The organism is Sphingomonas caeni (assembly GCF_026013415.1).
Taxonomy (GTDB): Bacteria; Pseudomonadota; Alphaproteobacteria; order Sphingomonadales; family Sphingomonadaceae; genus Sphingomonas; species Sphingomonas caeni.
On record NZ_JAPDOK010000001.1, the window covers coordinates 435,192 to 459,936 of the forward strand.

24 protein-coding genes are annotated in these 24,745 nt (G+C 67.5%); 12 read left to right on the top strand and 12 right to left on the bottom strand.

Translation table 11 applies throughout. The features are described 5' to 3' along the window. Positions 1 to 60 precede the first annotated feature (60 nt). Positions 61 to 684: a DNA-3-methyladenine glycosylase family protein gene (locus OF829_RS02390; protein ID WP_264938346.1), complete on the top strand. Its 624-nt coding sequence runs from the start codon at positions 61 to 63 to the stop codon at positions 682 to 684. On the opposite strand, the gene OF829_RS02395 is transcribed toward OF829_RS02390, so the two are convergent. The 3 genes from OF829_RS02395 to OF829_RS02405 all read right to left on the bottom strand — a co-directional run bounded on the left by OF829_RS02395 (position 677) and on the right by OF829_RS02405 (position 6,155). Further along, on the bottom strand, positions 677 to 2,002 hold the full coding sequence (locus tag OF829_RS02395; protein WP_406701387.1) for a glycoside hydrolase family 27 protein: 1,326 nt from the start codon (positions 2,000 to 2,002) through the stop codon (positions 677 to 679). The genes OF829_RS02390 and OF829_RS02395 overlap by 8 nt on opposite strands. Next, positions 1,999 to 2,883, bottom strand: coding sequence for an ROK family protein (locus OF829_RS02400; protein WP_264938347.1), 885 nt, complete (start codon positions 2,881 to 2,883; stop codon positions 1,999 to 2,001). Before OF829_RS02400 ends, OF829_RS02395 begins: the two co-directional genes overlap by 4 nt. 95 nt (positions 2,884 to 2,978) lie before the next feature. Beyond that, complete coding sequence (locus OF829_RS02405; protein WP_264938348.1) at positions 2,979 to 6,155, bottom strand: TonB-dependent receptor; 3,177 nt, start codon at positions 6,153 to 6,155, stop codon at positions 2,979 to 2,981. Positions 6,156 to 6,473: 318 nt separating this feature from the next. Between OF829_RS02405 and OF829_RS02410 the strand changes: the two genes are divergently transcribed. From OF829_RS02410 to OF829_RS02420, 3 genes are all read left to right on the top strand, one after another. Further along, positions 6,474 to 7,508: an aldo/keto reductase gene (locus OF829_RS02410; protein WP_264938349.1), complete on the top strand. Its 1,035-nt coding sequence runs from the start codon at positions 6,474 to 6,476 to the stop codon at positions 7,506 to 7,508. Between the two features lie 99 nt (positions 7,509 to 7,607). After that, positions 7,608 to 8,156, top strand: coding sequence for a dihydrofolate reductase family protein (locus tag OF829_RS02415; RefSeq protein WP_264938791.1), 549 nt, complete (start codon positions 7,608 to 7,610; stop codon positions 8,154 to 8,156). Positions 8,157 to 8,306: 150 nt separating this feature from the next. Further along, entirely contained in the window at positions 8,307 to 9,803 is a 1,497-nt protein-coding gene (locus OF829_RS02420) for an alpha/beta hydrolase (protein WP_264938350.1), read from the top strand. On the opposite strand, the gene OF829_RS02425 is transcribed toward OF829_RS02420, so the two are convergent. Genes OF829_RS02425 through OF829_RS02435 form a run of 3 tightly spaced genes read right to left on the bottom strand, consistent with a single transcriptional unit; the run spans position 9,800 to position 11,968 of the window. After that, positions 9,800 to 10,267 (bottom strand): DUF1203 domain-containing protein, encoded by a 468-nt coding sequence (locus OF829_RS02425; protein WP_264938351.1) that lies wholly within the window; start codon positions 10,265 to 10,267, stop codon positions 9,800 to 9,802. The two genes, OF829_RS02420 and OF829_RS02425, sit on opposite strands and share 4 nt — an antisense overlap. After that, a complete protein-coding gene (gene ada / locus OF829_RS02430) occupies positions 10,264 to 11,304 on the bottom strand; it encodes a bifunctional DNA-binding transcriptional regulator/O6-methylguanine-DNA methyltransferase Ada (RefSeq protein WP_264938352.1) in 1,041 nt (346 codons plus the stop codon). Before ada ends, OF829_RS02425 begins: the two co-directional genes overlap by 4 nt. 49 nt (positions 11,305 to 11,353) lie before the next feature. Continuing rightward, positions 11,354 to 11,968, bottom strand: coding sequence for a hypothetical protein (locus OF829_RS02435; protein ID WP_264938353.1), 615 nt, complete (start codon positions 11,966 to 11,968; stop codon positions 11,354 to 11,356). A gap of 116 nt (positions 11,969 to 12,084) precedes the next feature. Here OF829_RS02435 and OF829_RS02440 point away from each other — a divergent pair, with 116 nt between their 5' ends. The 4 genes from OF829_RS02440 (at position 12,085) to OF829_RS02455 (ending at position 16,898) form a co-directional block, all read left to right on the top strand. Beyond that, positions 12,085 to 12,615 (top strand): TetR/AcrR family transcriptional regulator, encoded by a 531-nt coding sequence (locus tag OF829_RS02440; protein ID WP_264938354.1) that lies wholly within the window; start codon positions 12,085 to 12,087, stop codon positions 12,613 to 12,615. Between the two features lie 116 nt (positions 12,616 to 12,731). Then, positions 12,732 to 13,718, top strand: coding sequence for a glucokinase (locus OF829_RS02445; protein WP_264938355.1), 987 nt, complete (start codon positions 12,732 to 12,734; stop codon positions 13,716 to 13,718). Positions 13,719 to 13,818: 100 nt separating this feature from the next. Continuing rightward, the gene (locus OF829_RS02450; RefSeq protein WP_264938356.1) at positions 13,819 to 15,270 is read left to right on the top strand and encodes an MFS transporter; all 1,452 of its coding nucleotides are present in this window, start codon (positions 13,819 to 13,821) and stop codon (positions 15,268 to 15,270) included. Continuing rightward, positions 15,267 to 16,898 (top strand): glycoside hydrolase family 43 protein, encoded by a 1,632-nt coding sequence (locus OF829_RS02455; RefSeq protein ID WP_264938357.1) that lies wholly within the window; start codon positions 15,267 to 15,269, stop codon positions 16,896 to 16,898. Before OF829_RS02450 ends, OF829_RS02455 begins: the two co-directional genes overlap by 4 nt. 5 nt (positions 16,899 to 16,903) lie before the next feature. On the opposite strand, the gene OF829_RS02460 is transcribed toward OF829_RS02455, so the two are convergent. Further along, positions 16,904 to 17,362, bottom strand: a complete 459-nt coding sequence (locus tag OF829_RS02460) for a PilZ domain-containing protein (RefSeq protein ID WP_264938358.1) — start codon at positions 17,360 to 17,362, stop codon at positions 16,904 to 16,906. Positions 17,363 to 17,408: 46 nt separating this feature from the next. Then, positions 17,409 to 18,338, bottom strand: a complete 930-nt coding sequence (locus tag OF829_RS02465; protein WP_264938359.1) for a 3-keto-disaccharide hydrolase — start codon at positions 18,336 to 18,338, stop codon at positions 17,409 to 17,411. A 136-nt stretch (positions 18,339 to 18,474) separates the two neighbouring features. Here OF829_RS02465 and OF829_RS02470 point away from each other — a divergent pair, with 136 nt between their 5' ends. From OF829_RS02470 to OF829_RS02485, 4 genes are all read left to right on the top strand, one after another. Further along, complete coding sequence (locus tag OF829_RS02470) at positions 18,475 to 18,930, top strand: hypothetical protein (protein WP_264938360.1); 456 nt, start codon at positions 18,475 to 18,477, stop codon at positions 18,928 to 18,930. Beyond that, positions 18,927 to 19,526 (top strand): hypothetical protein, encoded by a 600-nt coding sequence (locus OF829_RS02475; protein ID WP_264938361.1) that lies wholly within the window; start codon positions 18,927 to 18,929, stop codon positions 19,524 to 19,526. The genes OF829_RS02470 and OF829_RS02475 overlap by 4 nt, the downstream gene beginning before the upstream one ends. Before the next feature lie 3 nt (positions 19,527 to 19,529). Further along, positions 19,530 to 19,703 (top strand): hypothetical protein, encoded by a 174-nt coding sequence (locus tag OF829_RS02480; RefSeq protein ID WP_264938362.1) that lies wholly within the window; start codon positions 19,530 to 19,532, stop codon positions 19,701 to 19,703. Positions 19,704 to 19,886: 183 nt separating this feature from the next. Then, positions 19,887 to 21,503 carry a DEAD/DEAH box helicase gene (locus OF829_RS02485; RefSeq protein ID WP_264938363.1) on the top strand — a complete coding sequence of 539 codons (1,617 nt, stop codon included), beginning with the start codon at positions 19,887 to 19,889 and terminating at the stop codon, positions 21,501 to 21,503. A 117-nt stretch (positions 21,504 to 21,620) separates the two neighbouring features. Here the strand turns inward: OF829_RS02485 and OF829_RS02490 are convergent, their stop codons facing one another. The 4 genes from OF829_RS02490 to OF829_RS02505 all read right to left on the bottom strand — a co-directional run bounded on the left by OF829_RS02490 (position 21,621) and on the right by OF829_RS02505 (position 24,669). Further along, the gene (locus OF829_RS02490; RefSeq protein ID WP_264938364.1) at positions 21,621 to 22,295 is read right to left on the bottom strand and encodes a dienelactone hydrolase family protein; all 675 of its coding nucleotides are present in this window, start codon (positions 22,293 to 22,295) and stop codon (positions 21,621 to 21,623) included. A 5-nt stretch (positions 22,296 to 22,300) separates the two neighbouring features. Further along, positions 22,301 to 22,945 carry a hypothetical protein gene (locus tag OF829_RS02495; protein ID WP_264938365.1) on the bottom strand — a complete coding sequence of 215 codons (645 nt, stop codon included), beginning with the start codon at positions 22,943 to 22,945 and terminating at the stop codon, positions 22,301 to 22,303. 11 nt (positions 22,946 to 22,956) lie between these two features. Further along, a complete protein-coding gene (locus tag OF829_RS02500; protein WP_264938366.1) occupies positions 22,957 to 23,604 on the bottom strand; it encodes a hypothetical protein in 648 nt (215 codons plus the stop codon). Between the two features lie 141 nt (positions 23,605 to 23,745). Further along, positions 23,746 to 24,669, bottom strand: coding sequence for a tetratricopeptide repeat protein (locus tag OF829_RS02505; protein ID WP_264938367.1), 924 nt, complete (start codon positions 24,667 to 24,669; stop codon positions 23,746 to 23,748). Between the last annotated feature and the right edge of the window lie 76 nt (positions 24,670 to 24,745).

Sequence of the window (24,745 nt, forward strand, 5' to 3'; positions counted from 1 at the left end):
GATCTCCTGTTGTGCCGGCCGCCATGCCGCCGATCCTTTCCAGTTTCAAGGAACTACCAAATGGGCCTGAGCGCCGAACAGCTTCGCAAGGGCATCGATGCGCTGTGCGAACGCGAGCCCGCCTTCGCAGCCGGCCTCGCCCGCGCGGGCTATCCCGAGCCGCGAATCCGCGAACGGGGATATGAGACGCTGCTTCGCACCATCGTCGGCCAGCAGGTCAGCGTCGCCGCCGCGCAATCGATCTGGAAGAAACTCGAGGCGGGGATCGGCGACCTGACCAACCCCGCCATCGTCGCCGCCGCCTCGGACGAAGCGCTCCGCGCCGCGGGGCTGTCGCGCCAGAAGGCCAGCTATGCCCGCAGCCTCGCCGAAGAGGTGACCAGCGGCCGGCTCGATCTCGCCAACCTGCCCGAGGAGGACGAGGAAGCGATCGCCGCGCTCACCCGGATCAAGGGCATCGGCCGCTGGTCGGCGGAGATCTACCTGCTCTTCGCCGAGGGCCGCGCCGACATCTGGCCCGCAGGCGACCTCGCCGTCCAGATCGAGATCGGCCGCCTGCTGGGCCACGCCGAGCGCCCGAGCGAAAAGGCGATCCGCGAGCTCGCCGAGCAATGGCGCCCCCATCGCGGCGCCGCGGCGATCTTCGCCTGGCATCATTACAAGGTGGATATGGACGTCATCTGACCTTCAGCAGATCGGCTCCATGCGGCGGCAGCGTCCGGACGAGGCGCCGCCCGTCGATCGCCACCGCCTTGCGCTCCCACAGATCGCGCACGCCCGAAACCTTCGCGATCCCGATCTTCCCCAGATCCAGCTCAACCATCCGCGCCTTCGCGCCGGTGTTGAATAGCGCGACATAGCGCCCGCCATCGCTCGCCTGCGATGACCAGATCTTCGCGCCGTCGTCGACATAATGCGGCCGGCCCCCGCTGCCGTGCTGGTTGACCGCGATCACCTCCGGGTTGGTCAGCAGCGCCAGCGTCGCCGCATCGAGATGCCGCAGATCGCCGCCCATGATCAGCGGCGAGCGCGCGATCGACCAGAGCGTCATCAGCATGCGCTGCTCGTCGGGCGTGAAGCGCGTGTCGCGCTCGCCCAGCGCCAGCCGCCCGAGCGGGAGCATGTCGGCGTCGGGCCAGCTCTCGGGCCCGGCATAGCGCGACCAATTCTCGAGCCGGACGAACTGCGCCTCGAGCAGCGGCCATTCGTCCCAGAAATCGTCGCTGATCCGCCACATCTGGGCAAAGCGCCGGACATGCTCGGCGCGCGCGACCGGGGTTTCGCCCGGCGACAGGCTGAGCACCATCGGGCGGCCGCTCGCGAGGATCGCCTTGTGCGCCGCCTCGATCTCGGCGGCATGGGCGTCATAGGGGCGGCTCATATCGTCCATCTTGACGAAATCGACGCCCCAGGACGCGAACAGCGCGAACACGCTGTCATAATAGGCCTGCGCGCCCGGCCGGGTCATGTCGACGCCGTACATGTCGGGGTTCCAGGCGCAGGTGCTCGACATGTCGGCGATATCCTGCGCCCGCAGCTTCGTGCCCAATACCGGCAGGTTCGCCTTCACCGCCGCGCGCGGAATCCCGCGCATCAGATGGACGCCGAAGCGTAGTCCCATCGCATGGACCTGCCCGGCCAGCGGCCCGAACCCCTTGCCGCCCGCGCTCGACGGAAAGCGGTTGGGCGCGGGCAAGAGCCGCCCGAGCCCGTCCATCGCCGGCTGCGGATTGTCGTTGTAGCGATAGCTGCTCGCCTCGGGCTCATACCATTGGATGTCGATGGTGAAGACGTCATAGCCCGCGGGCAGCAGCTTGGCAGCCTGGATCCGCGCGACCTCCAGCGCCTTCGCCTCGTCGATCGTCGTGGCGAAGCTGTTCCAGCTGTTCCACCCCATCGGCGGGGTCGGCGCCAGCGGCTTGGCGCGCTTGGGCAATTTCGCGGCAGCCAGCGCGGGAACCCCCAATGCTGTCGCGCCCAACATCCCTCTCCGATCGATCATGCCTTCAATGCCTCCAACCCCATCGCCACCGCGCCCATCGGTCCCGCCATTGCGCCGAGCCCCGGCGGGCCGACGAGCGTATCCATGTCGAGCGTGGCGAACGAGCCATAGCCGCCGATGCTCTCGGCCAGCCGCTTGCGCAGCGGCGCGAACAGGCGCGCATGCGCGGTCATCACGCCGCCGCCGATCGCGATCCGCTCGGGCGCGAGCATCGTCACCAGATTGTGCAGCAGCCCGCCCAGATCATGGACGAACAGATCCCATAAAGGCCCATCCGTGGGCAGTTCCTCGCCCTTGCACCCGAAGCGCTTGGCGAGCGCCGGGCCCGCGATCAGCCCCTCGACGCAATCGCCATGGAAGGGGCACCAGCCTTCGAACGCGTCCCCCGGCATCCGCGGCACGCGCATATGTCCGGCCTCGCCATGCGCGAGCCCCTGCACCGGCCGCCCGCCGGTCACCAGCCCGACGCCCACGCCGGTGCCGATGGTGATATAGGCATGGCTCGTCAGCCCCTGCGCCGCGCCCCAGCGCGCCTCGGCGAGCGCGGCGCCGTTGACGTCGGTCTGGATCGCCAGCGGCGCGGGGAAGCGCGCGGCGAAGCGCTGGGCGATGTGCGTGCCGGTCCAGCCGGGCTTGGTGGTCGCGGTAATCGCGCCGAAATCGGGATGGCCTGCATTGAGTTCGAGCGGGCCGAAGCTCGCCACCCCGATCGCGTCGAACGTCCAGCCCGCGAGCACCGCCTCGAGCGCCGCAAGCGTGGTCTCGGGATCGCTGGTCGGCACCGTCACCTGCTCGCGCACATCGCCGGGGCCGGTGGCGAGCAAGGCCACGCATTTGGTGCCGCCCAGTTCGAGTCCGGCGATCAGCGGTGCATCGGTCATGGCGCGGCGCTAGCGCACCCCGCGAACACTGCCCACAAAAAACAGCGGCGGCCGGTTATCCCGGCCGCCGCCCCCCTTTATTGGACGAAGGGGTGTCAGAAGCGCCCGCGCAGGCCGATCATGACCACGCGGCCCGGATCGTAGAGCGTGAACGCAGCGTTCGGGAACTGGAAGTAGCTGCGCTGCTGCTCCTTGGTGATGTTCTGTACATCGAGCGTCAGCTCGGGCAGGCCCTTGCTGTCGAAGACCTCGCCCAGATCGACCGCGGCGCTCAGATCGAACTGCTGATAATCGTCGCCATAGAGCGCCGCCGCGGTGATGCCGTTCTGCGGCGCCGTCGCGGTGATGCCGCCCTGGGTGAAGGTCGTCGAGCCGCGCAGCGTGATGCCGCCCCTCTCATAATAGACCGTGACATTGTAGGTCAGCGGGGCAACGCCCGTGGCCACCGCGGGCGCGGCACCCGAACCGGTCTGGCTGATCAGCGTCAGGTTAGCGTTGAAGCCGAAGCCGTTGAGCCCCAGGTAGCGGCCGAGCAGGAAGTCGAGCGGCTGCATCCAGTTGAACTCGAGGCCGTTGACCTTGAGCACGCCGGTCGCGTTGACCTGCTGGTTGAGCACCACCGTCGCCGAGGCAGGGCCGCCGCGCGAGTTGATCGCGGTCTGCTGCGTCGGGCTCAGCGTGTTGAAGGTCACGCCATACGCCGCCAGATCGGAGAAGGGCACGGTCACGCCCGTGGTGACGGTGAAGCCCGTCACCGCCTTGCGGAACGCGGTGACGCCCACATAGCCCTCGGCCCCGGTATAATATTCGAAGCCGACATCGATATTGTCCGAAATGAACGGCGAGAGCGCCGGGTTGCCGACCGATCCGACGTCCGCCGACGGGCTGGTGAAGCTCAGGCCCGGCAGCATCGAGTTCGGATTGGGCCGCGTCATCGTCCGCGAGACCGAGGCGCGCGCCACGGCATGCTCGCCGATATGGAACGCCCCGCTCGCCGACGGCAGCCAGTTGTCATAGTTGGTGTCGGTGTAAACGAAGTTGACGATGTTCGGATAGCAGCTGCCGTCGCGCGGGAAGGGCGAAGCGCCCGGGCAGTCCGCGGGAAGCGGGCCCGCGCCGTCCGGATCGGTGTTGTTGCGCGGATCGGGGATCGAGACGCGGCCGCCGATGCGCTGCTTGGTCTGCACCCAGCGGATGCCCGCGTTGAACACCAGCCGGTTGTCGCCGATGTTCACGTCGCCATTGACTTCGCCATAGATGCCGAGCGTTCGTTCGCGGACATAGCCGCCATTTGCGCCGGTATTGGCCGAACCGGCCTCGCCCGCGGCATCATGGAACTGCTGATAGTTGGACGCCGCCTTGAACTTCGCCCAATCGACCGTGATGAACCCGCTGGGCCCGGGCTTGAGCACCGCGGCGAGCGGGGCGCCGGTCGGGATCAGCGAGCCGGCATAGGTCACCGGACCCGCCGCGCCCGCGGTGAAGCCGGTGCCATAGGCCGGATAGGTCGGATCGCCCGCCGCCGCCGCGCCCGGCGCATTGAGGCCGTTGCAGTTGGGCTGGCGGTTGGGGCCCGGCAGGAACACGCTCGGCCGGTTGCCGCACACCGCATTCTGCCACGCCTGGCTGTTGTCAAAGGCGCGGATCGTGCGCGAGACGTCGTCATAGGCCGCGCCGACGCGGGCGTTCAGATGATTGTCGCCCCATTGCAGATTGCCCCGCACGCCCTTGGTATAGGTCTCGCGGCGCTCGTCCTGGATGTTCACGCGGCCGCCGGGCCAACCGAAGCTCGCCGGGTTGTTGAGGTCCACATTGGTGGTGACGTGCGGCAGATTGCCGTCGCTATTGTCGTACGTCACCGTCACGCCCGAATTGCCCGGGGTGATCACCAGCACCGTTGGGGATTCGCGGTGGAACTGGCTCTTGGTGTAGTTGGCGTTGATGTCGAACTTGAGATTGTCCGCCAGCTCGACCTCGAGGCCGGGGTTGATCCCCCAATATTGCACATGCTCGATATGCGGGCGGTATTCGAGAAACCACTGCGCATTGTAATAGGTGCCCTTGGTCACCACGCAGCCGTTCGAGCAGTCGCTGCGGTCATATTGGGTGTTGACCGGGATCACGCCGCCGTTGCGGCCCACCCAGTTCATGTCGATGCGCTCGAGCTGGTTGAGCTTCCGGCCGAACATGCCGTCGATATAGATGTGCAGCCCCTCGCCCTTATATTCGAGGCTGGCGATGAAGTTCAGCCGCTCCTTGGTGCCGAACTCGTCCGAGGGACGGCCGAGGCGCGGGATGATGCCGTTGTCGATCTGGCCGATATTGGCGCCCGGATTCTGCGCGAGCAGGAAGGCCTCGTTGATCACGGTGTTCGCCGCGACGCCCGGAATGTTGGCATTGCTCGGCACGTTCGCCGGGATCGTCCAGTTGCCGCCGCCGGTCGAATTGAGCGTGCCGCTGGTGCGCTGCGCGGCGCTGAGGTTCGGGTTGGTCCAGCCGATCGTCTCATAGCCCTTGACGCGCACTTCGTTGCGCACGCCGGCGACGCCGAGCAGGATACCGAACTCGCCCGAGGTGTAGCTGGCAAGCACCGAGCCGCGATACCCCCATTTGCTGCCCGCCTGGCTGCCATTGGTCAGCTGGCCCGAATAGGTGATGTGGGTGCCCGGATTATCGAACGGACGCGCGCTGCGCATGTTGACCGTGCCGGCCGCACCGCCCTCGATCATCTCGGCGGTCGGGCTCTTGTTCACGGTCAGCTGGGTGAAGAGCTCGGTCGGGAACAGGTCTAGATCGACCTCGCGGTTGGTGCTCTGCTGGTCGGTGCGGCCCGTCGACGAGATCGTCACGGGCGCATTGTTGAGCAGCACGCGGGTGAAGTTGGTGCCGAGGCCGCGGATCGTGACCTGCAGACCCTCGCCGGTGATCTCGCGGCTGATCGTGATGCCGGGAACGCGGTTGAACGATTCGGCGATGTTGGTGTCGGGGAACTTGCCGATATCCTCGGCGAAAATCGTATCCGTGAAACCAGTCGCGTTGCGCTTGGCGTTGGTCGAGCTTTGCAGCGATCCGCGATAGCCGGTGACGATGATTTCCTGGCCGTCCTGGCTGTCGCCGTCCTGCGGCGCGGCGGCGGTGGCCTCCGCGGTCGGATCGGCGCCGGTCGGATCGGACGCGGCGGCAAGCGCGGGCCAGGCCGTGCCCGCGAGAAGCACCGCCCCCAGCATCGCGGCGCGGCGCGCGGAAAACGGGCGTGAAGTACGAGTGGTCATCGGTCCCCTCCTCAAAATGCCTCTGTCGGGCTTGTCCGTGTTCATCGCCCCACGCGATGTTAGCGGTCACATTAGAGATATTTCTGGTCTGAGTTAGTGTCAACTCATACATTTGAGACAAATAATATCGGCCTATTACAACAGCTTCCTCTACTCGGAAACATTTCAGACGCATAAAATCATTTGTCTAAGTTAGCTGAAAACGTTGCCGCGGCGGATCGAATCACGGGCGCGATGTTACGGTTCGGGGCTTGCCGCGGGGCATGCGCGCGCACATCTGAAGCGGGCTGCCGCGCCCGCGGCTTCCCGGAGGTCCCCATGCGCTACAATAGTCTCGGCCGCACCGGCCTGATCGTCTCCGAACTCTGCCTCGGCACCATGACCTTCGGCGGCACCGACGCTGGCATCTGGGGCCATATCGGCCGGCTCGACCACGAGGCATCGGCGGCGCTGGTCAAGGCATCGCTCGATGCCGGAATCAACTTCATCGACACCGCGAACGTCTATTCGGAAGGGAGATCGGAAACGATCCTCGGCGCCGCGCTCCAGACGCTCGGCGTGCCGCGGCACGAGGTGGTGATCGCCACCAAGGCGCTCGGGCGGATGCACCCGGGACCCAATGGCGCGGGCGGATCGCGCGGGCATATCCTGGCGCAGGTCGAGGAGAGCCTGAAGCGGCTCCAGACCGACCATATCGATCTCTACCAGATCCATGGCTGGGACGCGACGACGCCGATGGAAGAGACGCTCTACGCGCTCGACCTGCTCGTCCGCTCGGGCAAGGTCCGCTATGTCGGGCTGTCGAATTGGGCGGCGTGGCAGGTCGCCAAGGCGCAGGGCATCGCGACTGCGAAACATTACGCCCCGATCGCCTCGCTCCAGAGCTATTACACGATCGCGGGGCGCGATCTGGAGCGCGAGGTGGTGCCGATGCTCCAGTCGGAGGGAATCGGGCTGATGGTGTGGAGCCCGCTCGCGGGCGGCTTCCTGTCGGGCAAGTTCACCCGAGAGGGCGAAGGCGAGGGCCGCCGCGCGACCTTCGATTTCCCGCCGGTCGACAAGGCCCGCGGCTACGACATCATCGATCTGCTGCGCCCGATGGCCGAAGCCAAGGGCCGCAGCGTCGCCCAGCTCGCGCTCGCCTGGCTGCTCCACCAGCCCGCGGTCTCGACCGTGATCATCGGCGCCAAGCGCCCCGACCAGCTCACCGACAATCTCGCCTCGGTCGAGGTCGAGTTCACCGCGGACGAACTGGCCCAGCTCGACGCCGCCAGCAAGCTGCCGAGCGAATATCCCGGCTGGATGATCGAGCGCCAGAGCGGCTATCGCGGCGGGCCTTCACCCAGGCGGTGAACATTCCCCGGTTCCCCGGCGTGCGTTCACAGCGAATTCCCCCCGTCCCGGTTTGAAAAAAGACCATGGGAGATAAAAGTGTCTGCATCAGTGCTCTTCATGTCCATGTCACTGGACGGGTATATCGCGGGCCCCAACGATGAAGTGGGCAATCCCGGTGGCGACGACTTTATGCGGTTGCACGAGTGGTACGGGGATTTTTCCCGACCGGCCGGACCGGTCGGACAATTGTGGGACGAATGGAACGCGCCAGGTGCGATTCTGGCGGGTCGGCGAACCGTGGAGCAGGTCGATCACTGGGGCGGTGACAATCACGGGGTCGCGATCTTCGTACCCAGTCACAGGCCGCCCGGGCCATCGGTCGCGAATTATCCGTTGGTCAAATATGTGAGCGACGGGATCGTGAGCGCAATGGCGCAGGCGAAGGCCGCCGCCGGGGACCGGGACGTGTTGATGCTTGGCGCGTATACGGCGCAGCGGGCGCTGGAAGCTGGCGTGCTCGACGAACTGCAAATACACCAGATTCCGGTCTTGTTCGGGCGAGGCCGCCGAATGTTCGAGTTCTTGCCATCGCGCGTCGAGTTGGAGATCGTTCGGGTGATCGATACGCCCGAGGCCACGCACATCCGCTACCGCGTCCGCCGCTGAGTCCGCCGACGCTGATTGCCCGTAACGATGTATTCCCGTCATTTCAGGGCGAAGGCCGGGGAACTGCCGAGCAGGCTCGACCTGCTTAAACCTCGGGTCTAATCTGATCCTCTGACAATTCGGGGGACAGCGATGTTGGCGAGACTGTTTGTGGCAACCGCCGCACTCCTGCTGGTGGCGGCCTCCGCCGCGCCGGTGACCATTCCCGTGCGCCTGCAGGCGGGCCTCGCCAATCAATCGGGCCGGCTGCTGATCTTCGCCAAGCGGATCGAGCCCGGGGCCAAGCCCGAGACCGCGATCGACACCTCGCCCTTCGCCCCGCAGGCGGTGGCGATCGCCGGGCGTGAGGTGGAGGATATGCGCAGCGGCGGCGTGGTCACCGTCGATGGCGAGACGGGGAGCTTCCCCACCGCCTTTTCCGCGCTGCCCGCCGGCACCTATCGCATCCAGGCGGTGCTCGACCGCAATCACGACTATAATTATGGCGGGCGCGGCGCGGGCGACATGGTTTCGAGCGTCGTCGAGGTGACGCTGCCCGGGCCGGTTCCGGTGCTCGAACTGGCGAACGCGCTTCCGGAGCCGCCCCCGCCGGCGGTCGCGGACCGTCCCGATCTCAAGCCGGTCGATTTCACCAGCCCCGCGCTCTCGATCTTCTGGGGCCGCCCGGTCCATATCCGCGGCTGGATCGCGCTGCCGCCCGGTTACGGCAAGGGCGCGACCTTCCCCACCGTCTATTCGACCGGCGGCTTCGGCAGCAACCTGCGCTACGCCGAGCAACAGGCGGCTGAGATGAGCGCGATGATGAAGGACGGCAGCGCGCCGCCGATGATCTGGGTCTATCTCGACGAAAGCTCGCCCACCGGCACGCACGAGTTCGCGGATTCGGTCAATAACGGTCCCTGGGGCAAGGCGCTGACCACCGAGCTGATCCCCGCGCTCGAAAAGCAGTACCGGATGGATTCGCGCGCCAGCGGCCGCTTCCTCACCGGGCACAGCTCGGGCGGCTGGGCGACCTTGTGGCTCCAGGTCCGCTATCCCAAGGTCTTCGGCGGCACCTGGCCGACCTCGCCCGATCCGAGCGATTTCCACGATTTCACCAATGTCGATCTCTATGCGCCGAACGCCAACATGTACGCGCCGGCCGGGGGCCAGCCCTACCCGCTGGTGCGCGATCATGGCCGGGTCATCTCCTCGCTCCAGGATTTCGCGCGGATCGAGGCGGTGCTGGGGCCCTATGGCGGCCAGTTCGCCTCATTCGACTGGGTCTTCTCGCCCAAGGGCGCGGACGGCCGCCCGATGCCGATGTTCGACCGGGCGACGGGCAAGGTCGATCCGTTCGTGGTGAGCTATTGGCGCGACAATTACGACATCGCCAATATCGTCGCGCGCGACTGGAAGGTGATCGGGCGCGATCTCGACGGCAAGATCCATCTGACCGTGGGCACCGCCGACACCTTCTATCTCGACGGCCCCGCGCACCGGCTCCAGGCGGTGCTCGACCGGCTGGGGGCGAAATCGCAGTTCCGCTTCCTGCCCGGCAAGACGCATTTCGACCTGCTTGAGCGTGGGGGAGACCGCGAGGCGCTGATGAAGGATTTCGCCTGGGAAATGTACGCGGTCGCGCGGCCGAGGTTCAAACGGCCCTAGGCGCGGTCGACCCGGGCGGAATAGCAGCCATGCGCGGCGTTGTGCGCATGGATATAGGCGATTTCGGGCCGGTCGAAGAGCTCGCGGAGGCGCGCGTCGGCATCGTCCGCCAGGGCGAGGCTCGCCCCGCGCAGCATCCCCTCGGCGTCGAACGCGCGGAATGCGATCGGCCGTCCGGCGAACACCGGCGGCAGTGCATCGTCGAGCACCAGCGCCTCGTCCGCGCATTCACGCACATAGATGGCGTAGCTGCTGCGAAACGGCGTGTCGGCGGCGTGATCCTCATGGTTGAGCAGCAGCAGCGTCTCGCCCTCCGCCGCGTCCTCCAGCGTGATCCGGCACGGGAAACCCCGGCTCGCGGTCGCCCGCACGCGCCGCACGCCATGCTCGGCCAGCACTTCCTCCGAAGCGCCGAACAGCGCGCGGAACGGCTCGGGCGAGAGCCCTGAAATCCGATAGGTCATTCGCTCACTCCTTCGCGTTTCCTGAGGGCCCGCTTGCGATCGACGCCATAGGCATAGCCGCCCATGCTCCCGTCGGCGCGCTGGACGCGGTGGCAGGGGACCAGCACCACGACCGGGTTCATCCCGCACGCCGTCCCCGCCGCGCGCACCGCGTTCGGGCTCCCGACCGCGGCGGCGAGCTGGGCGTAGCTGCGCGTCTCGCCCGCGGGGATTTCGCGCAGCGCCTGCCACACCGCCTCCTGGAAAGCGGTGCCCTGCACATCGACGGGCAGGTCGGTGTGCCGTCCGGGCGCCTCGACCTCGCTCACCACCCGTGCCCCCAATTCGGCCAAGGCCGCGCCGCCCGCGACGATCTCGGCGGCGGGGAAGCGCTGCGCCAGCGCGAACTGATCCTCGTCGAACGCCACGCGGCACAGCCCCTTGTCGGTCGCCGCGATCAGCAGCGGGCCGAGGCTGGTTTCGGCGATCGTCCAGCGGATCGTCACCCCCGCCCCGCCGCGCTTCCACGCGCTCGGCGTCATGCCGAGGCGCGCATTGGCGGTCTCGTAGAAGCGGCTCGGCGCGGAGTAGCCGGCCTCGTAGATCGCCCCGGTCACCGTCTCCTCGCGGGTCAGCGCCTGCGCCGCGCGCTGCGCCTTGAGCCCGCGGGCATAGGCAGCGGGGGTAACGCCCGTAGCGCGCTTGAACATGCGGTGGAAATGATGCGGGGCATAGCCAACCGCGAGCGCCAGTTCCTCGAGGTCGATCCCCTCCTCCGCCGCCTCGATCAGCGCGACCGCCCTGGCCACCGCGATCCGGTCGCGCCCCACCTCGTCGGGCTTGCAGCGCAGGCAGGCGCGATAGCCCGCCGCCCGCGCGCCCTCGGCATCGGGATAGAAGACGACATGCTCGCGCCTGGGCCGCCGCGCCGGGCAGCTGGGCTTGCAATAGATGCGCGTGGTGGTGACCGCGCCCACCACGCGCCCGTCAAAGGCGCGGTCGCGGGCTTCGAACGCCGCCCAGGCGGCATCGTCGGAAAGGGTGTCTTGCGTGCTCATGGGCCCGATATAGGCCGCCGCGCGGACACTCACATCCCACGACTTGCGCTCAAACCGAAACCTCCGCCCGCATCCGCCCCGACCAGAGATAGAGCCCGGCCAGCGCCATCCACGCCGCCTGCCCGCCATAGATCAGGATCGCGCCGTGCAGATGCATGTTCATCAGACCGGTCCCGAGCAGCACCATCGGCGCCAGCCCCGCGACTATCCCCAGCGCGCCGATCGCTTTCCCGGCCCAGCCGCCACGCGTCACCGGCCTGATCGACCACAGCATGAATGCCACCCCGGTCGCCACCACCCCCAGCCGCGCGAGTGCCTGATTCGCCTCCCAGGCGAGCGCGAAGACATCGCGGTCCTCCACGCCGCGCGCAACCAGATTGGTCACGACGAAACCGTCGATCACCGCCGCGCCGACATCGCCGAACAGCGCGATGCCATAGGCGATCAGCCCGGCGAGCACGGTCAGCCGATCGAGCCCCAGTACCCGCGCGAACTGGATCAGGCCCAGCGTCATCGCCCCGACGATCGTGATCATCGCGCCATGGACGAATTGGCCCATGGCATAGTCATGCGCGTCGCTGGGATGGTGCGTCATCATCAATACGCTCGCCAGCGACGCCGCGACCAATATTCCGCCCGCGATCCGATCATTTTTTCCGCCCATGCCACCCTCCGATTTGACTGATCGGCGCTTGCTTGTACGCCTTGGGCTCACGCGCAAGGCGGCAAGCGGCGTTCCCGGACTCGGGCGCGATCTTGTCCGGAAACGAGGTGTCCAGAGTGCCCGATCGCCGCATCACCCGCACCCGCGAGGCGCTGATGGGGGCGCTCGACCATCTCGTGCTCAACCGCCGCCAGCGGCACATCCGCGTCGCGGACCTGGTCGCCGAGGCGGGTGTCGGCCGTTCGACCTTCTACGAACATTATTCGAGCGCGGACGAGGTGCTGCTCGAATCGCTCGCCCGGCCAATCGCCGCGCTCGCCGATGCGGGGGCGGGCAAGGGCGACCCCGCGAAGGTGACCTGGCTGCTCACGCATTTCTGGGAGAACCGCCAGCGCGCCCGCGACATGATGCGCGGGCCGATGAACGAGCGGATCGTCCGGCTGCTCGCCGGGATGATCGAGGAACGGCTGACCGCCCGCGGCTTCGCCCCCGCCATCCCGATGAAGCTCGCCGCCGCCCAGCTCGCCGAGGCCGGGCTCGCGCCGGTCCGCGGCTGGGTCCTCGCCGAGGCGCCGTGCACGCCCGATATACTCGCCGCCTCGATCTGCCGCTGCGGCGCGGCAATGGTCGAGAGCCTTCGCCTTTGACCCTAGGGGCCGGCCCTTAGGGTCAAACCCCGATGCGGCTATTTCCTGAGGCATCCATTACCGCATTCGAAGCCACGACTCCCTCAAGACACAGGAACAACGAGGGGTATGACTGCATGTATCTGACCGACAATCCGGTCGATTCGAAGCTCGCGGTGATCGCCGATGTCGGCCGCCGCGCCGTCCGGCTTTGCCTGACCGATCATCAGGGCCAGCTGCGCCCCGAGACGCTGCGCGAATATGAGCCGTCGGAACAATCGACCATCTCGGGGGCGCTCAGCGCCTTCGGCGGCCAGAGCGAACTGCGCACCTTGCCGCGCCGCTGCGCCGTCGCGGTCTCGGGGCCGACGGTCGGCGACATCATCTCGGTGACCAACAGCCGCTGGTTCGTCTCGCGCTCGGGCCTGTCGGCGATGCTCCAGGCGCCGCCGCTGATCCTCAACGATTTCGCCGCCAAGGCCTGGGCGATCAGCGCCGCCGAATCGGGTTCGCAGATCGAAACGATCGCGGGCGCTTCGCTCGATCTCTCCAGGCCCGGCACGCGTTGCCTGATCGGCGTGGGCTCGGGGCTCGGCGTCGCGGTCATCACCCGCGATGCGCGCGGGGCCGTGAGCGTCCTCCCCACCGAAGCCGGCCATTGCCACTTTCCCGGCGACATCCCCGAACTGCGCGAGATCATGCCCCGGCTTCGCGCCAAGGGCGCGGTCAGCGCCGAGGACATGATCTCCGAACGCGGCCTGTTCGCCATCTACCAGGCGGTGATCACGGTCGAGAGCGGCGTCGCCCGCGCGACCGACGCGGCCGGCGTGATCCGCCTCGCCCTCTCGAACGATGCCCTCGCGCGCAAGGCCGCCGATCTCTTCTGCCACGCGCTGTGGCATTTCGCCGGCAATATGGCGCTGGCGTTCGGCGCGTGGGACGGGATCATGTTCACCGGCGGTGTCGCCAATGCGCTGCGCGGCCTGATCCGCCTGCCCGAACTCTCGGCCGATTTCGTCGTCGCCGGCCCCTATCAGCGTCAGCTCCGCGAGATCCCGCGCGCGCTGGTGACGCTGGACCATGCCGAACTCTACGGCGCGGCGCGGGCGCTCTTGCTGCAATAATAACTCATACAAACCCCAGGCGGCTTGCCTTCTCGCCCGGTTCGCGCCACCGTTAGCGCTAACAGGCACCCAAACGACCGGGCGGCCGCGGGAGAGGGCTATGGGTTTCTGGCAACGCACGCGGGCGCTCCGCTGGTGGATCATCGCGATCGTGATGCTCGGCACGATCCTCAACTATCTCGTCCGCCAGACCCTGGGCGTCGCGGTCGCCACCGACGCGTTCAGCGCCGACGTGCCGATGACCAAGGAGCAATATAGCTGGGTCACCGGCGTCTTTCAGGCCTTCATCATGCTCCAGCCGGTGGTGGGCTATATTCTCGATCGCATCGGGCTGCGCGTCGGCATGGCGATCTTCGCGACCGCCTGGGCAGTGCTGATCGCCGCGCATGGCTGGGTGACGAGCTGGCAGGGGCTGGCGATTCTGCGCGCGCCTTTGGGCTTCGCCGAGGGCACCTCGCATACCTTGGGTCTCAAGGTCGTGTCGGAATGGTTCCCGGCGAAGGAGCGCGGGCTGGCGGGCGGCATCTACAATCTCGGCGCATCGGCGGGAATCGCACTGGCGGGACCGCTGGTCGCGGTCGCGATCGCCTGGTGGGACTGGCGCGCGGCCTTTTACGCCGCGGGCGTACTCGCGCTCCTCTGGGTGGTCCTTTGGCTGCGCTGGTACCGTACCCCCGATACGCATCCGGATCTGTCGCCCGAGGAACGGGCGACGATCGAGGGCGGCCAGGAAGCCCATCTCCAGGCCGCGCCCGGCGAGAAGCCGCCGGTCCTCTCGTTGCTTGGCCGGCGCAATTTCTGGGGGATCGCGATCCCGCGTTTCCTCGCCGACCCGACCTGGGCGACGCTCACCTTCTGGCTGCCGCTCTATCTCCATGACACGCGCGGGCTCGATCTCAAGAACCTCGCCATCGCGGTCATCGTGCCGTTCGTCGCCGCCGATCTCGGCTGCCTGTTCGGCCCCGCCGTGGTGCTGTGGCTCGAGCGGCGCGGCATCGCGTTGATCGACGCACGGCGCTGGGTCTTCACCCTCGGCGCGCTGTTGATGACCAGCATGGCGTTCGTGGGATCGGTGACCAGCCCGATGGCGGCGGTCGCCCTGCTCAGCCTCGGCGCCTTCGCGCACCAGACCCTGTCGGTCACCTGCATCACCATGGGCAGCGACCTGTTCCGCAAGAACGAGATGGGCACGGTCGCGGGGATGGCGGGGACGATGGCCAATCTGGGCGTGATGATGTTCACCCTGCTGATCGGCGCGCTGGTGACCCGGATCGGCTTCGAACCCTTCTTTATCGCGCTGTCGGTCTTCGATCTGATCGCTGCGGCGGTGCTGTGGACGCTGGTGCGCAAGCCCGGTACCGATCCCGGACGCGAGAGCGGGATCATCCCGATCCTGCTCGGCGGTGCCGCTTCGGGCTATTTGTGGTTCGGATCCGGCATCGGCGCGGCGGGGATCGCGGGCTATGTCGGCTTCGGCTTCGGCGTGTTGCTGTTCGTGCTCGGCATCGCCATCGAAATCCGCGCCCGTAGCCAGAGAGCCATTACCGCATGATTCGCAACCCGATCCTTCCCGGCTTCAATCCCGATCCGTCGATCTGCCGCGTCGGCGACGACTATTATATCGCGACCTCGACCTTCGAATGGTTCCCGGGCGTCCAGATCTTCCACTCGCGCGATCTTGCAAACTGGCGCCTGCTCACCCGCCCGCTGGTCCGCAAATCGCAGCTCGACATGCGCGGCGATCCGGACAGCTGCGGCGTCTGGGCGCCCTGCCTCACCCATGATGGCGAGCGGTTCCACCTGATCTATACCGACGTGAAGCGCTATGGCCGCACCACTGTCGGCGGCGCATCGGGCGCCTCGCTGCGCGACTTCCATAATTATCTGGTCACCTGCGAGACGATCGACGGCGACTGGTCCGATCCGATCCATCTCAACAGCTCGGGCTTCGACCCCTCGCTGTTCCATGACGAGGACGGCCGCAAATATCTGGTCAACATGCTGTGGGACCACCGCCCGGGCAGGAACCGCTTCGCGGGCATCGTCCTCCAGGAATATTCGCCGTCCGAGCAGAGGCTGATCGGCGAGCGCACCAATATCTTCGCCGGCACCCCGCTGGGCCTCACCGAAGCCCCGCACCTCTACAAGCGCGAAGGCTATTATTATCTGCTCACCGCCGAGGGCGGCACCGGCTGGAACCATGCGGTGACGATGGCGCGCTCGCGCAACCTGCGCGGCCCCTATGAACTCCACCCGCAAACCTATATCCTGAGCAGCAGCGCGCGCCCGGACACCCCGCTCCAGCGCGCGGGCCATGCCGACCTCGTCGAGACGCAGGACGGCTATACCTATATGGTCTATCTGTGCGGCCGGCCGCTGCGGAACCGGGGCCGCTGCGTGATGGGCCGCGAGACCGCGATCCAGCCGATGGGCTGGGCGGAGGATGGCTGGCTCTACACCTATGACGGCTATGGCCTGCCCGCCTTGGGCATCGACAATCCCGATCTGCCCCTCGCGCCCTGGCCGCCCACGCCCGTCCGCGCCGATTTCGACGGGGCCGAGCTGCCGATCGATTTCCAATGGCTGCGCACGCCCGAGCCCGAGACGATCTTCAGCCTCACCGCCCGCTCCGGCCATCTGCGCCTCCATGGCCGCGAGACGATCGGCGCGCTGTTCACCCAGGCGCTCGTCGCGCGGCGGCAACAGGCTTTCTGCTATTCGGCGTCATGCGCGATGGAGTTCGAGCCGCGCCACTTTCAGCAGGCCGCGGGGCTGGTCGCCTATTATAACGGCAACAAGTTCCATTACCTCCACGTCACCCATGACGATCAGATCGGCCGCCACCTCCGCGTGATGTCCGCCCTGCCCGATTCGCCGCAGGCCGACGCCTTCACCGCGCCCGTACCCGTGCCCGAGGGCCGGATCGAGCTGCGCGCCGAGGTGGATCACGAGCGCCTCCGCTTCGCCTGGCGCACCGACGGGGAGGCGTGGAACTGGCTCCCCGAGCAATTCGACCAGTCGATCCTCTCGGACGAAGCCAGCGCGCCGGGCCTGCCCAACTTCACCGGCGCGTTCATCGGCATGGCGTGCCAGGACATGTCGGGCGCGGGCCTTCATGCCGATTTCGACTGGTTCGACTATCGCGAACGGGATTATCGCGCCGACCCGACCGAGGATTGATCCGATCAATCCCGCAACGAACGGCGCAACGCTTCGAGCAGGGCCTTGACGCGATTCAACGGCTTGTTCCGCTCCCCCTCCACAAAGGCGAAACGAGCCTCCAGCGCCGAGGATATCTCGGCCAGGATCGCTTCCTGCCCCTTGAAGGCACGCCCTATTTCCTCATCGGAAAGCGCCTTCATGAAGGCGCAGCCATAGCCATTGTCGCGCCGCCGCATGACCTGCGCCGCGCGCGAGCCCGCGCCCGAAAGGCCGAGCGAGACGAGCGTGCCGATCGGCAGATCGACATTGGCGGTGAAGTGAAAGCCGGTCCGGGAGAAATCGTCCACGATCACGTCGATCGGCTGGCCGTCGGGCGCGCGCAGCGTGCTCGGGCTGTCGGCGTCTAGGCGGATCGCACCACGCCGATCGATATCGCCCAATATTTCAAGCTTCGCGACCAGCATCGCTCCGGCCCCCTGCATCGCACAGCAAGGCTAGGCGCGGCTCGTTAACGAGTCCTTGCCGCGGCTATTGCGCCGGTGCGAAGCGCGGCATCGTCCCGATCTGCTCGATCCTGATGTTGCGGAAATAGGTGGTCGCGCCTTCCGCCTGCAGCTGGATGCGTCCCCGCATCAGCGGCACGCGTTTGCCCGCGGCATCGATCTCGGCCACGTCGCGAAGGAACATCACCACCACGCCGTTGACGACATGGATCGCCTGATTGCCGACGACGTACAGATCGATCCGATTCCACTCGCCGATCGGCTTTTCGGCGTTGACCGCGGCGCCCACGCTATAGGCGGGATTGCCGTTGGCGAGGTCGATCTCGCGCCCGCCGAACCAGAAGCGCCGATGGGGATATTCGATCCCCGGATCCTGCGCGACATTGGTGCGGGTGCGGATCATGTTGCCCATCGGGATCGCCATCCCGTTATTGCCGAGCTGGAGCTGGAACTCGACCCCCGCCCGCCACGTCCCGAACACCCCGCCGGGATTGCCGTGCGAGAAATAGACCACGCCATTGTTGCGCTGCTGCCCCGGCTCGAGCCCACCCCAGCGATATTCGAGGCTCAGATGATAGTCGGCAAATTCCTCCAGCGTGGCGAGGCTCCCCCAATAGCGCCCGCCCGCGCGGATAACGGGCCCGCCATCGACGCTTTCGACGCTGAAGATTTCGGCGGTGTTCACGCTGGTGCCGAGCGGCGTCGCCCCCGGATTGCCGCGAAAGGTGAGCGCGGTATCGGCGTAACCCAGCCATGCCTCCCAGCCGGTGAGGTCGCGCCCGTTGAACAGCGCGCGCGCCGGGCCCTTCGGCCTGGGCAGGCTCTGGATCTCGTAGCGCTCCCCCGTCCATTTGGGATCGCCCTTGATGATCTCGGCCCGCTGGTCCGTCTCCTGCGCACAGGCCGTGCCCGCAACCAGCAGCGCGCACGCGCCCAAATATGCCCCGATCCGCATCGCACCCTCTCCTCTTTTGTTAGCGCTAACCTGCCTGCAAATTCCGGCATGTGCCAGAGTGGATTGGCCAACCTTCAGATTCGCTCTGGCCCGCCCGCCCGGCGCGGCTATGCTGCGCGCAAGGGGAGCGAATCATATGCGCGTATTTGCCGGTCTCATTCTGTGCGTCCTCGGCGCTGCCGCCGCCTCGGCGATGCCGCCCGCCGACGATGTGCTCGGCAACACCACGGCGCTGAGGGACTCCCCCTCGATCGCCGGACGGCCCGACGAAACCCGCGGCCAGCCCGCCGACGCCGCCGATCTCGCCCAGACCCAGCCCGAGCTCGCCGCGATCATGGACAAGATCGAGGGCCCCGGCCGCCTGCCCGATGGCGCCGCCCCGCTCGCCGCCTATGCGCGCTATTATGCCTGGGCCGATATCCAGAAGACCAAGGTCACCGCCGTCTATGTCCGCGGCGACACGCAGGGCCGCCGCTGGGTCGAGTTCGACGACCTGCCGATGATCTTCGACGGCGGCTGCGGCGTGATCGAGCTGGTCTATGACGTGAAGCGCGGCGGGCTCGACGAAATCTATTGCCACGGGCGGGGATGATGCCGCTCCGGCCCCTCCACGCCGCGCTGCTGCTGATCGCGGCGCCGGCGATTGCGGGGCCGGCCTGGGCGGTGTTCAGCTACAAGCCCGCGGTTGAACTCGCTGTTGAAAACCCCGGCGAGCGGCCCGTGATTTCGGAAGGCGACATCCCCTATCTTCAGCAGCTGGCCGAAAGGTCCTGCAAATGCGCCCGGACGAAATCCGATATGGCGGGCAAGGACCAGTGCTGGGACGGGTTCAAACGACGCACCGGCGCGGGTCCCCACGAGGCGGATCTGGCAGGCTGTTACCCGATAGCGCCGTTGGTGATTTCCGTGGGCGGAAACCGCAGCATCTTTCTCAGCTATTCCGTCCTCGCCGATCCTCATGCCCATGGCGCCGCCGCGCTGTGCTCAAGCGCCGAGGCGATCACCGCAGAGGCCGTCTATGAAAGCGCAATGGAGGACCCCCGCTTCAAGGGCGATCTGCGGGGCCAGCAGCGGCACGCCGACGCCGCCGCCGTCAACTTCGCACATTCGATACTCCGCGGCGAATCCTTCAAGCCGGCCCCGCCGGCCGGCGGCTGCGTGAGCATGGAAGCGACGAGGCAGGATTGACCCATGCGCGCGCGCTGGTCGATCCGCTTCCTCACGCTCCTCATCGCGCTCGCCGCGATCGGCGCGCCCGGCGCGCTGATCCTCAAGCTCAAGGACCCCGCGCGGTTTCAGTCTCTCGTCGATCAGGGCCGCGCGCTGATCGATCGCGGCATGGCGATGCTGCCCCGCCAGTCTTGACTTAAGTCAGCCCTTCTGCCATATCGCCGCGCATCGAGGCATCATGCAGCGTGATCGGCGGTACCCCGCCCGGCTCTGCCTCGGTTCAATTTCCGGCTTCCCTAATCACGCGGGTTGTCATTTTTGACACCGCTTCCGCGCGCCCTTTCGGTGCGCGCGTCGGCCGATTCACAAGGTTACCCAATGCAATTCAACCAACTCGGTCTCTCGAAGACCGTGCTCTCCGCGCTCGATGCGAAGGGCTATACCGTTCCGACTCCGATCCAGGCGCAGGCCATCCCCCCCCTCCTCGAGGGCAAGGACCTGCTCGGCATCGCCCAGACCGGCACCGGCAAGACGCTCGCCTTCATCGCCCCCTCGATCGACCGCCTGATCGCCAGCGCCAAGCGCCCCCAGCCGCGCGGCTGCCGCATGCTCGTGCTCGCGCCGACGCGTGAACTCGCCGCGCAGATCGCCGAGAGCGCCAAGGCCTATTCGAAGGGCGCGGCGATCAGCGTCGCCACCATCTTCGGCGGCACCTCGGTCCACAAGAACAAGGTCGATCTCGCGCGCGGCGTCGACATCCTCGTCGCCACGCCGGGCCGCTTGGTCGATCTGCTCGATCAGCATTACATGATCCTGATGGGCATCGAGATCTTCGTCCTCGACGAGGCCGATCAGATGATGGACCTCGGCTTCATCCACGCGCTCAAGCGCATCGTCCGCGAACTGCCTGCCAAGCGCCAGTCGCTCTTCTTCTCGGCGACCATGCCCAAGACGATCCGCGATCTCGCGAGCCAGTTCCTGCGCAGCGATCCGGTCGAGGTGAAGGTGACGCCCGTCGCCACCACCGCCGAGCGGGTCGAGCAGTCGGTCACGTTCGTCAACCAGGCCGAGAAGCAGTCGCTCCTCACGCTGATGGTCCGCGATCCGTCGGTCGAGCGCGCGCTGATCTTCACCCGCACCAAGCACGGCGCCGACCGCATCGTGAAATTGCTCGCGGGCAACGGCATCGCCGCCAACGCGATCCACGGCAACAAGAGCCAGCCCCAGCGCGAGCGCGCTTTGGGCGAGTTCAAGGCCGGCAAGGTAAAGCTGCTGATCGCGACCGACATCGCCGCGCGCGGCATCGACGTGTCGGGCGTCAGCCATGTCTTCAACTTCGAGCTGCCCAACGTGCCCGAGCAATATGTCCACCGCATCGGCCGCACGGCGCGCGCGGGCGCAACCGGCATCGCCATCAGCTTCTGCGCCGATGACGAGCGGCCCTATCTGCGCGACATCGAGAAACTGACCCGCCAGAAGGTGACGATCGTCCCGCTTCCGGCGGACTTCGTCAACGAATCCGCCAAGATCAAGTCAACCCGCTCGCCGGTGTCGATCAGCCGTGACGAGGCAAATGGCCGCAACGGCCGCGCGATGCAGAACCAGCGCACCCGCCCAGCGGGCGGCAACGGAAACGCGCGTTCGCAAGGCCAGGGCCGTCCGCAGGGCGACCGCGATGGCCAGCGTTCGGGCGGCAACCGCTATCCCGATGCGCGCGCCGGTGTGCACCAGGCGCGTCCCGCCGGCGAGCGTCCCGCCCGCCCTGCCGCCGAGCAGCGCCCCCAGCAGGCCCGCCCCGCCGGTAGCGACAAATGGGCCCATCTCGACCAGCGCCCCGCCCAGGGCGAGCAGCGGCGGAGCGACGCCCCGCGCGGCGCCCCTCATGGCGATCGTCCGCAGGGCGACGCGCCCCGCAACTATGCCCGCCCCAAGGGCAAGTTCCACGGCCGTCCGTCGCAGGGCGGCCAGCGTCAGGGCGGCAACCGCGCGCGTTGATGGGCGACCTGGCTCGGCGGGCTTCCCTTTGGATGCCCGCCGGACCTAATGCTTCGGGCGAATCCGCTCGGCGAGCATGCGGGCGAAGCGCAGCTGCCGCCGCCGGCCAACGCGCCTTTACCCCCCATTCGCCCGGAACAGCGCCAGCGTCCGTTCCCGCGCCAGCGCCGCGCTTGCCGGATCATAGTCGGCGCGCTGGTCGCAGTTGAAGCCATGCCCGGCGTCATAGATGAACACCTCCAGCTTCGGGTGCCCCGCCGCGATCGCCTTCTCCAAGCCCTCCATCGGGATGCCGGCATCGTGCCGCCCGAAATGGAGGATGGTCGGGCACCGCGGCACCTCGTCCGCCGCACCGGGGATCAGGCTGCCATAATAGCCCGATGCCGCTGCGACCCCGTCCATCCGCGTGGCGGCAAACCAGGTCACCGACCCGCCATAGCAATAGCCGGCGACGAATACTGGCCCCTTGGGCCTGAGCGCATCGATGCAGGTCTGCGTATCCGCCAGCGTCAGCGCAAACGGATGCTCCTCACGCGCAAGCCTGCGCCCCGCCGCGATGCCCGCCTCGTCATACCCGACCTCGAACCCCGGCGCCTCGCGGTCGAACAGGGCGGGTGCCAGCACCTCATAGCCCTCGCCCGCGAAATCCTCGCACACGCTACGGATATGATCGTTGACCCCGAAAATCTCCTGGATCAGCACCAGCCCGCCGCGCCGCTCGCCTGCGGGCTCGGCATGATAGACGGCAACCTCCGCACCATCGGCCATGGCCATGCGGATGAAGCTGCCCATCGCGCTCAGTCCGGCTTGACGTGGATCGTCAGCGCGAAGGCCCGGGCTTTCGCCTTGAGCCGGGCGATATCGGCCGGATCGTCGCCCGGGGCGGTGAAGATCACCATCACCATGCGCTTGCCGGCCACGGTCATGCATCCGCCGAGCGAGACGCGGCGCTCCTGGCCGATCTCGACCGACACGGTCCCGCCCATATAGCCGCACACATCGTCATGGCCCATCAGCCGGATATCGGTCCGCACGGTCGCGTCCATGCCGGTTTCCCGCTTCACCACATCGGCCATTTCCTGGTCGTCGATCTGGGCGTCCTTCTCGGGCGCATTGAAGTCGGGAAGGTCGAGCACGTCGCGCAGCGTCACCGGCAGCTCGACGGCCTGATAGGGAGTCTTGACGACGAAATAGCTCAGGGGGTTGGCGGCGGAACCGCACGATATCACCGATAGCGCCGTCATATTCTCGCGGTCGGCCACGGCGATCGCGCGCATCCGCTCGACCTCGGCGGCGCTCGCCGGCAGGCAATAGCCCGCCGGGACCGGCGCGGTATAGTTCACCCCGCCGATGCCGAACGACGCCGTCCCGCCCTGCTGGGCCCAAGCCGGCGCGGCCACCGCCAGCGCCGCAACGGCAAGCCCGATGCCAAATCCCCGCATGTTTCCGCTCCTCATTCGCGCGCCTGGATCGATTGGGCGAGCCGCTTGAGCCCGGGCAGCGCCGCCACCCCCGACGCCTTGTCGGTCCCGCTGCTATAGTGGAAGACATAGACGGCATGCCCGCCGACCGCAGTGATGCAGCCGGTCAGCATGATGTCCACCGATCCGGCCCCTTCGACCTGATAATGGATGATGCCCGCCAGATAGCCGCAAAATTCGTCCATCCCTACCGGCTGGATACCCGCGTCGATGGTGACGTTGCGGGCGAACGCATCGCTCAGATCCCGCTCCTGCTCCTTGCGCGCGGAATCGGTGAGCAGCGACCTCGCATGCATCGCCTGGGGCAGCGTGTCGCGCAGCTGCTTCTGCATCTCCGGCAGCGTCATTCCCCCATCGCGCACCACCATCACCGCGAAGAAATCGAAGGGCTGCAGCGACACCGCGCCGCACCGCGCGAACACGGCGTCGGGCACCTTGTCCGGCGCGGCTCCGCGCTGGGTCCTCATATAGGTGTCGATCGCCGGGCCGGTGGAGCAATAGCCCTCGGGCGCGGGCACGGCATAGCGCGTGCCGCCCACGCCGAACTCGGCGGTCTGCGCCGGCGCGGGCGCCGCCCATGCCAGCAACACCGCCGCCGCCGCGCCGATCAGATTACGCATCCCGTACTCCCCGAAAAACGAATATATTCAAATCATTGTCTAGCCAGCCGCACGCTCGCCGCAAAGACGGGCGCTCCCACCTTCAACTGCGGGATGGCGCCGCCGCCAGCGCAAGCCCGGCCGCTGTGAGCATCGTGCCCCTCATCGCAGCCGCCGCGCCCGCTCGGCATCGTCGGCATCCGCCGCCATTCGGCTCTGCATGCGTCCGATGCCCTCCTCGGCCTCGCTGCGGCGCCCGAGCAGGGGCTGGGCACGCTGGTACCAGGCCAGCGCGCCCCTCAGGTCGCCCGCCGCCTCGGCGCACAGGCCCAGGTTGAACAGGATCGAGGCATGGTTGGGCGCGCGGCCGTTCATCGCGGTAAAGCCCGCACAGGCCGAGCGCAGATCGCGCTGGGTGAGCCTGATCAGATCCTTGAACGGCTTCACCTCGGGCTTGGGCAGGTCCTTGGTGCTTTCCCGAAATCGAATGCGATAAGTGTCGGTGCGCGGGACGATGTCATTGCGCACCGATGCCGCCACCTCGTTCGCCATCGCCGATATCATCTCCTCGGCGGTGCGCGGCGCGCTCTGCCCCTCGCACCAGTCGATCTGCTGACGCAGCGGCTTGTTCGCCGAATAGACGATTTGCCCATCATAGCGGACGATCCGGACATCCACGGTCAGGTTCGCAACCCGCTGAGTGCAGCGGATTTCAAACTCCTGCTCCCGGATGCATTTCTTGTTGGCGTCGCGCTCGACGCAGCGCTTCTCCTTGCGCCGGTAATAGCTGTCCTCGACCCCGCTCGAAACGCCGCCGCTCAGCATGCCGTCGGCATTGCCGCCGCTGCGCCGCCCGCCCTGCAGGTTGAAATAGCCGGTGCTGGCCAGCGCGCGCTCGATCGCCGATCCGACCTGGTAGCCGTCGCGCCCGTCGATCCGCCCGACCGACAGCGAGCCCAGCATCGCCGCCTCGCGGTACGGCGCGGGGAAGCGCCCCGTCATCGTCGCGGTCTCGGCAATCGCCGCCGTCGCCACCAGCCCCGCGACCGCCGCCGCGGCCACCCATTTCACCCGATTCGCGCGCATGCCCCATCCCCCTCTCGATGCCGGGGCGGAACCTGTCTCAGCCGCGCGCCCTGCACAACCCGATTCATGCCTTGCC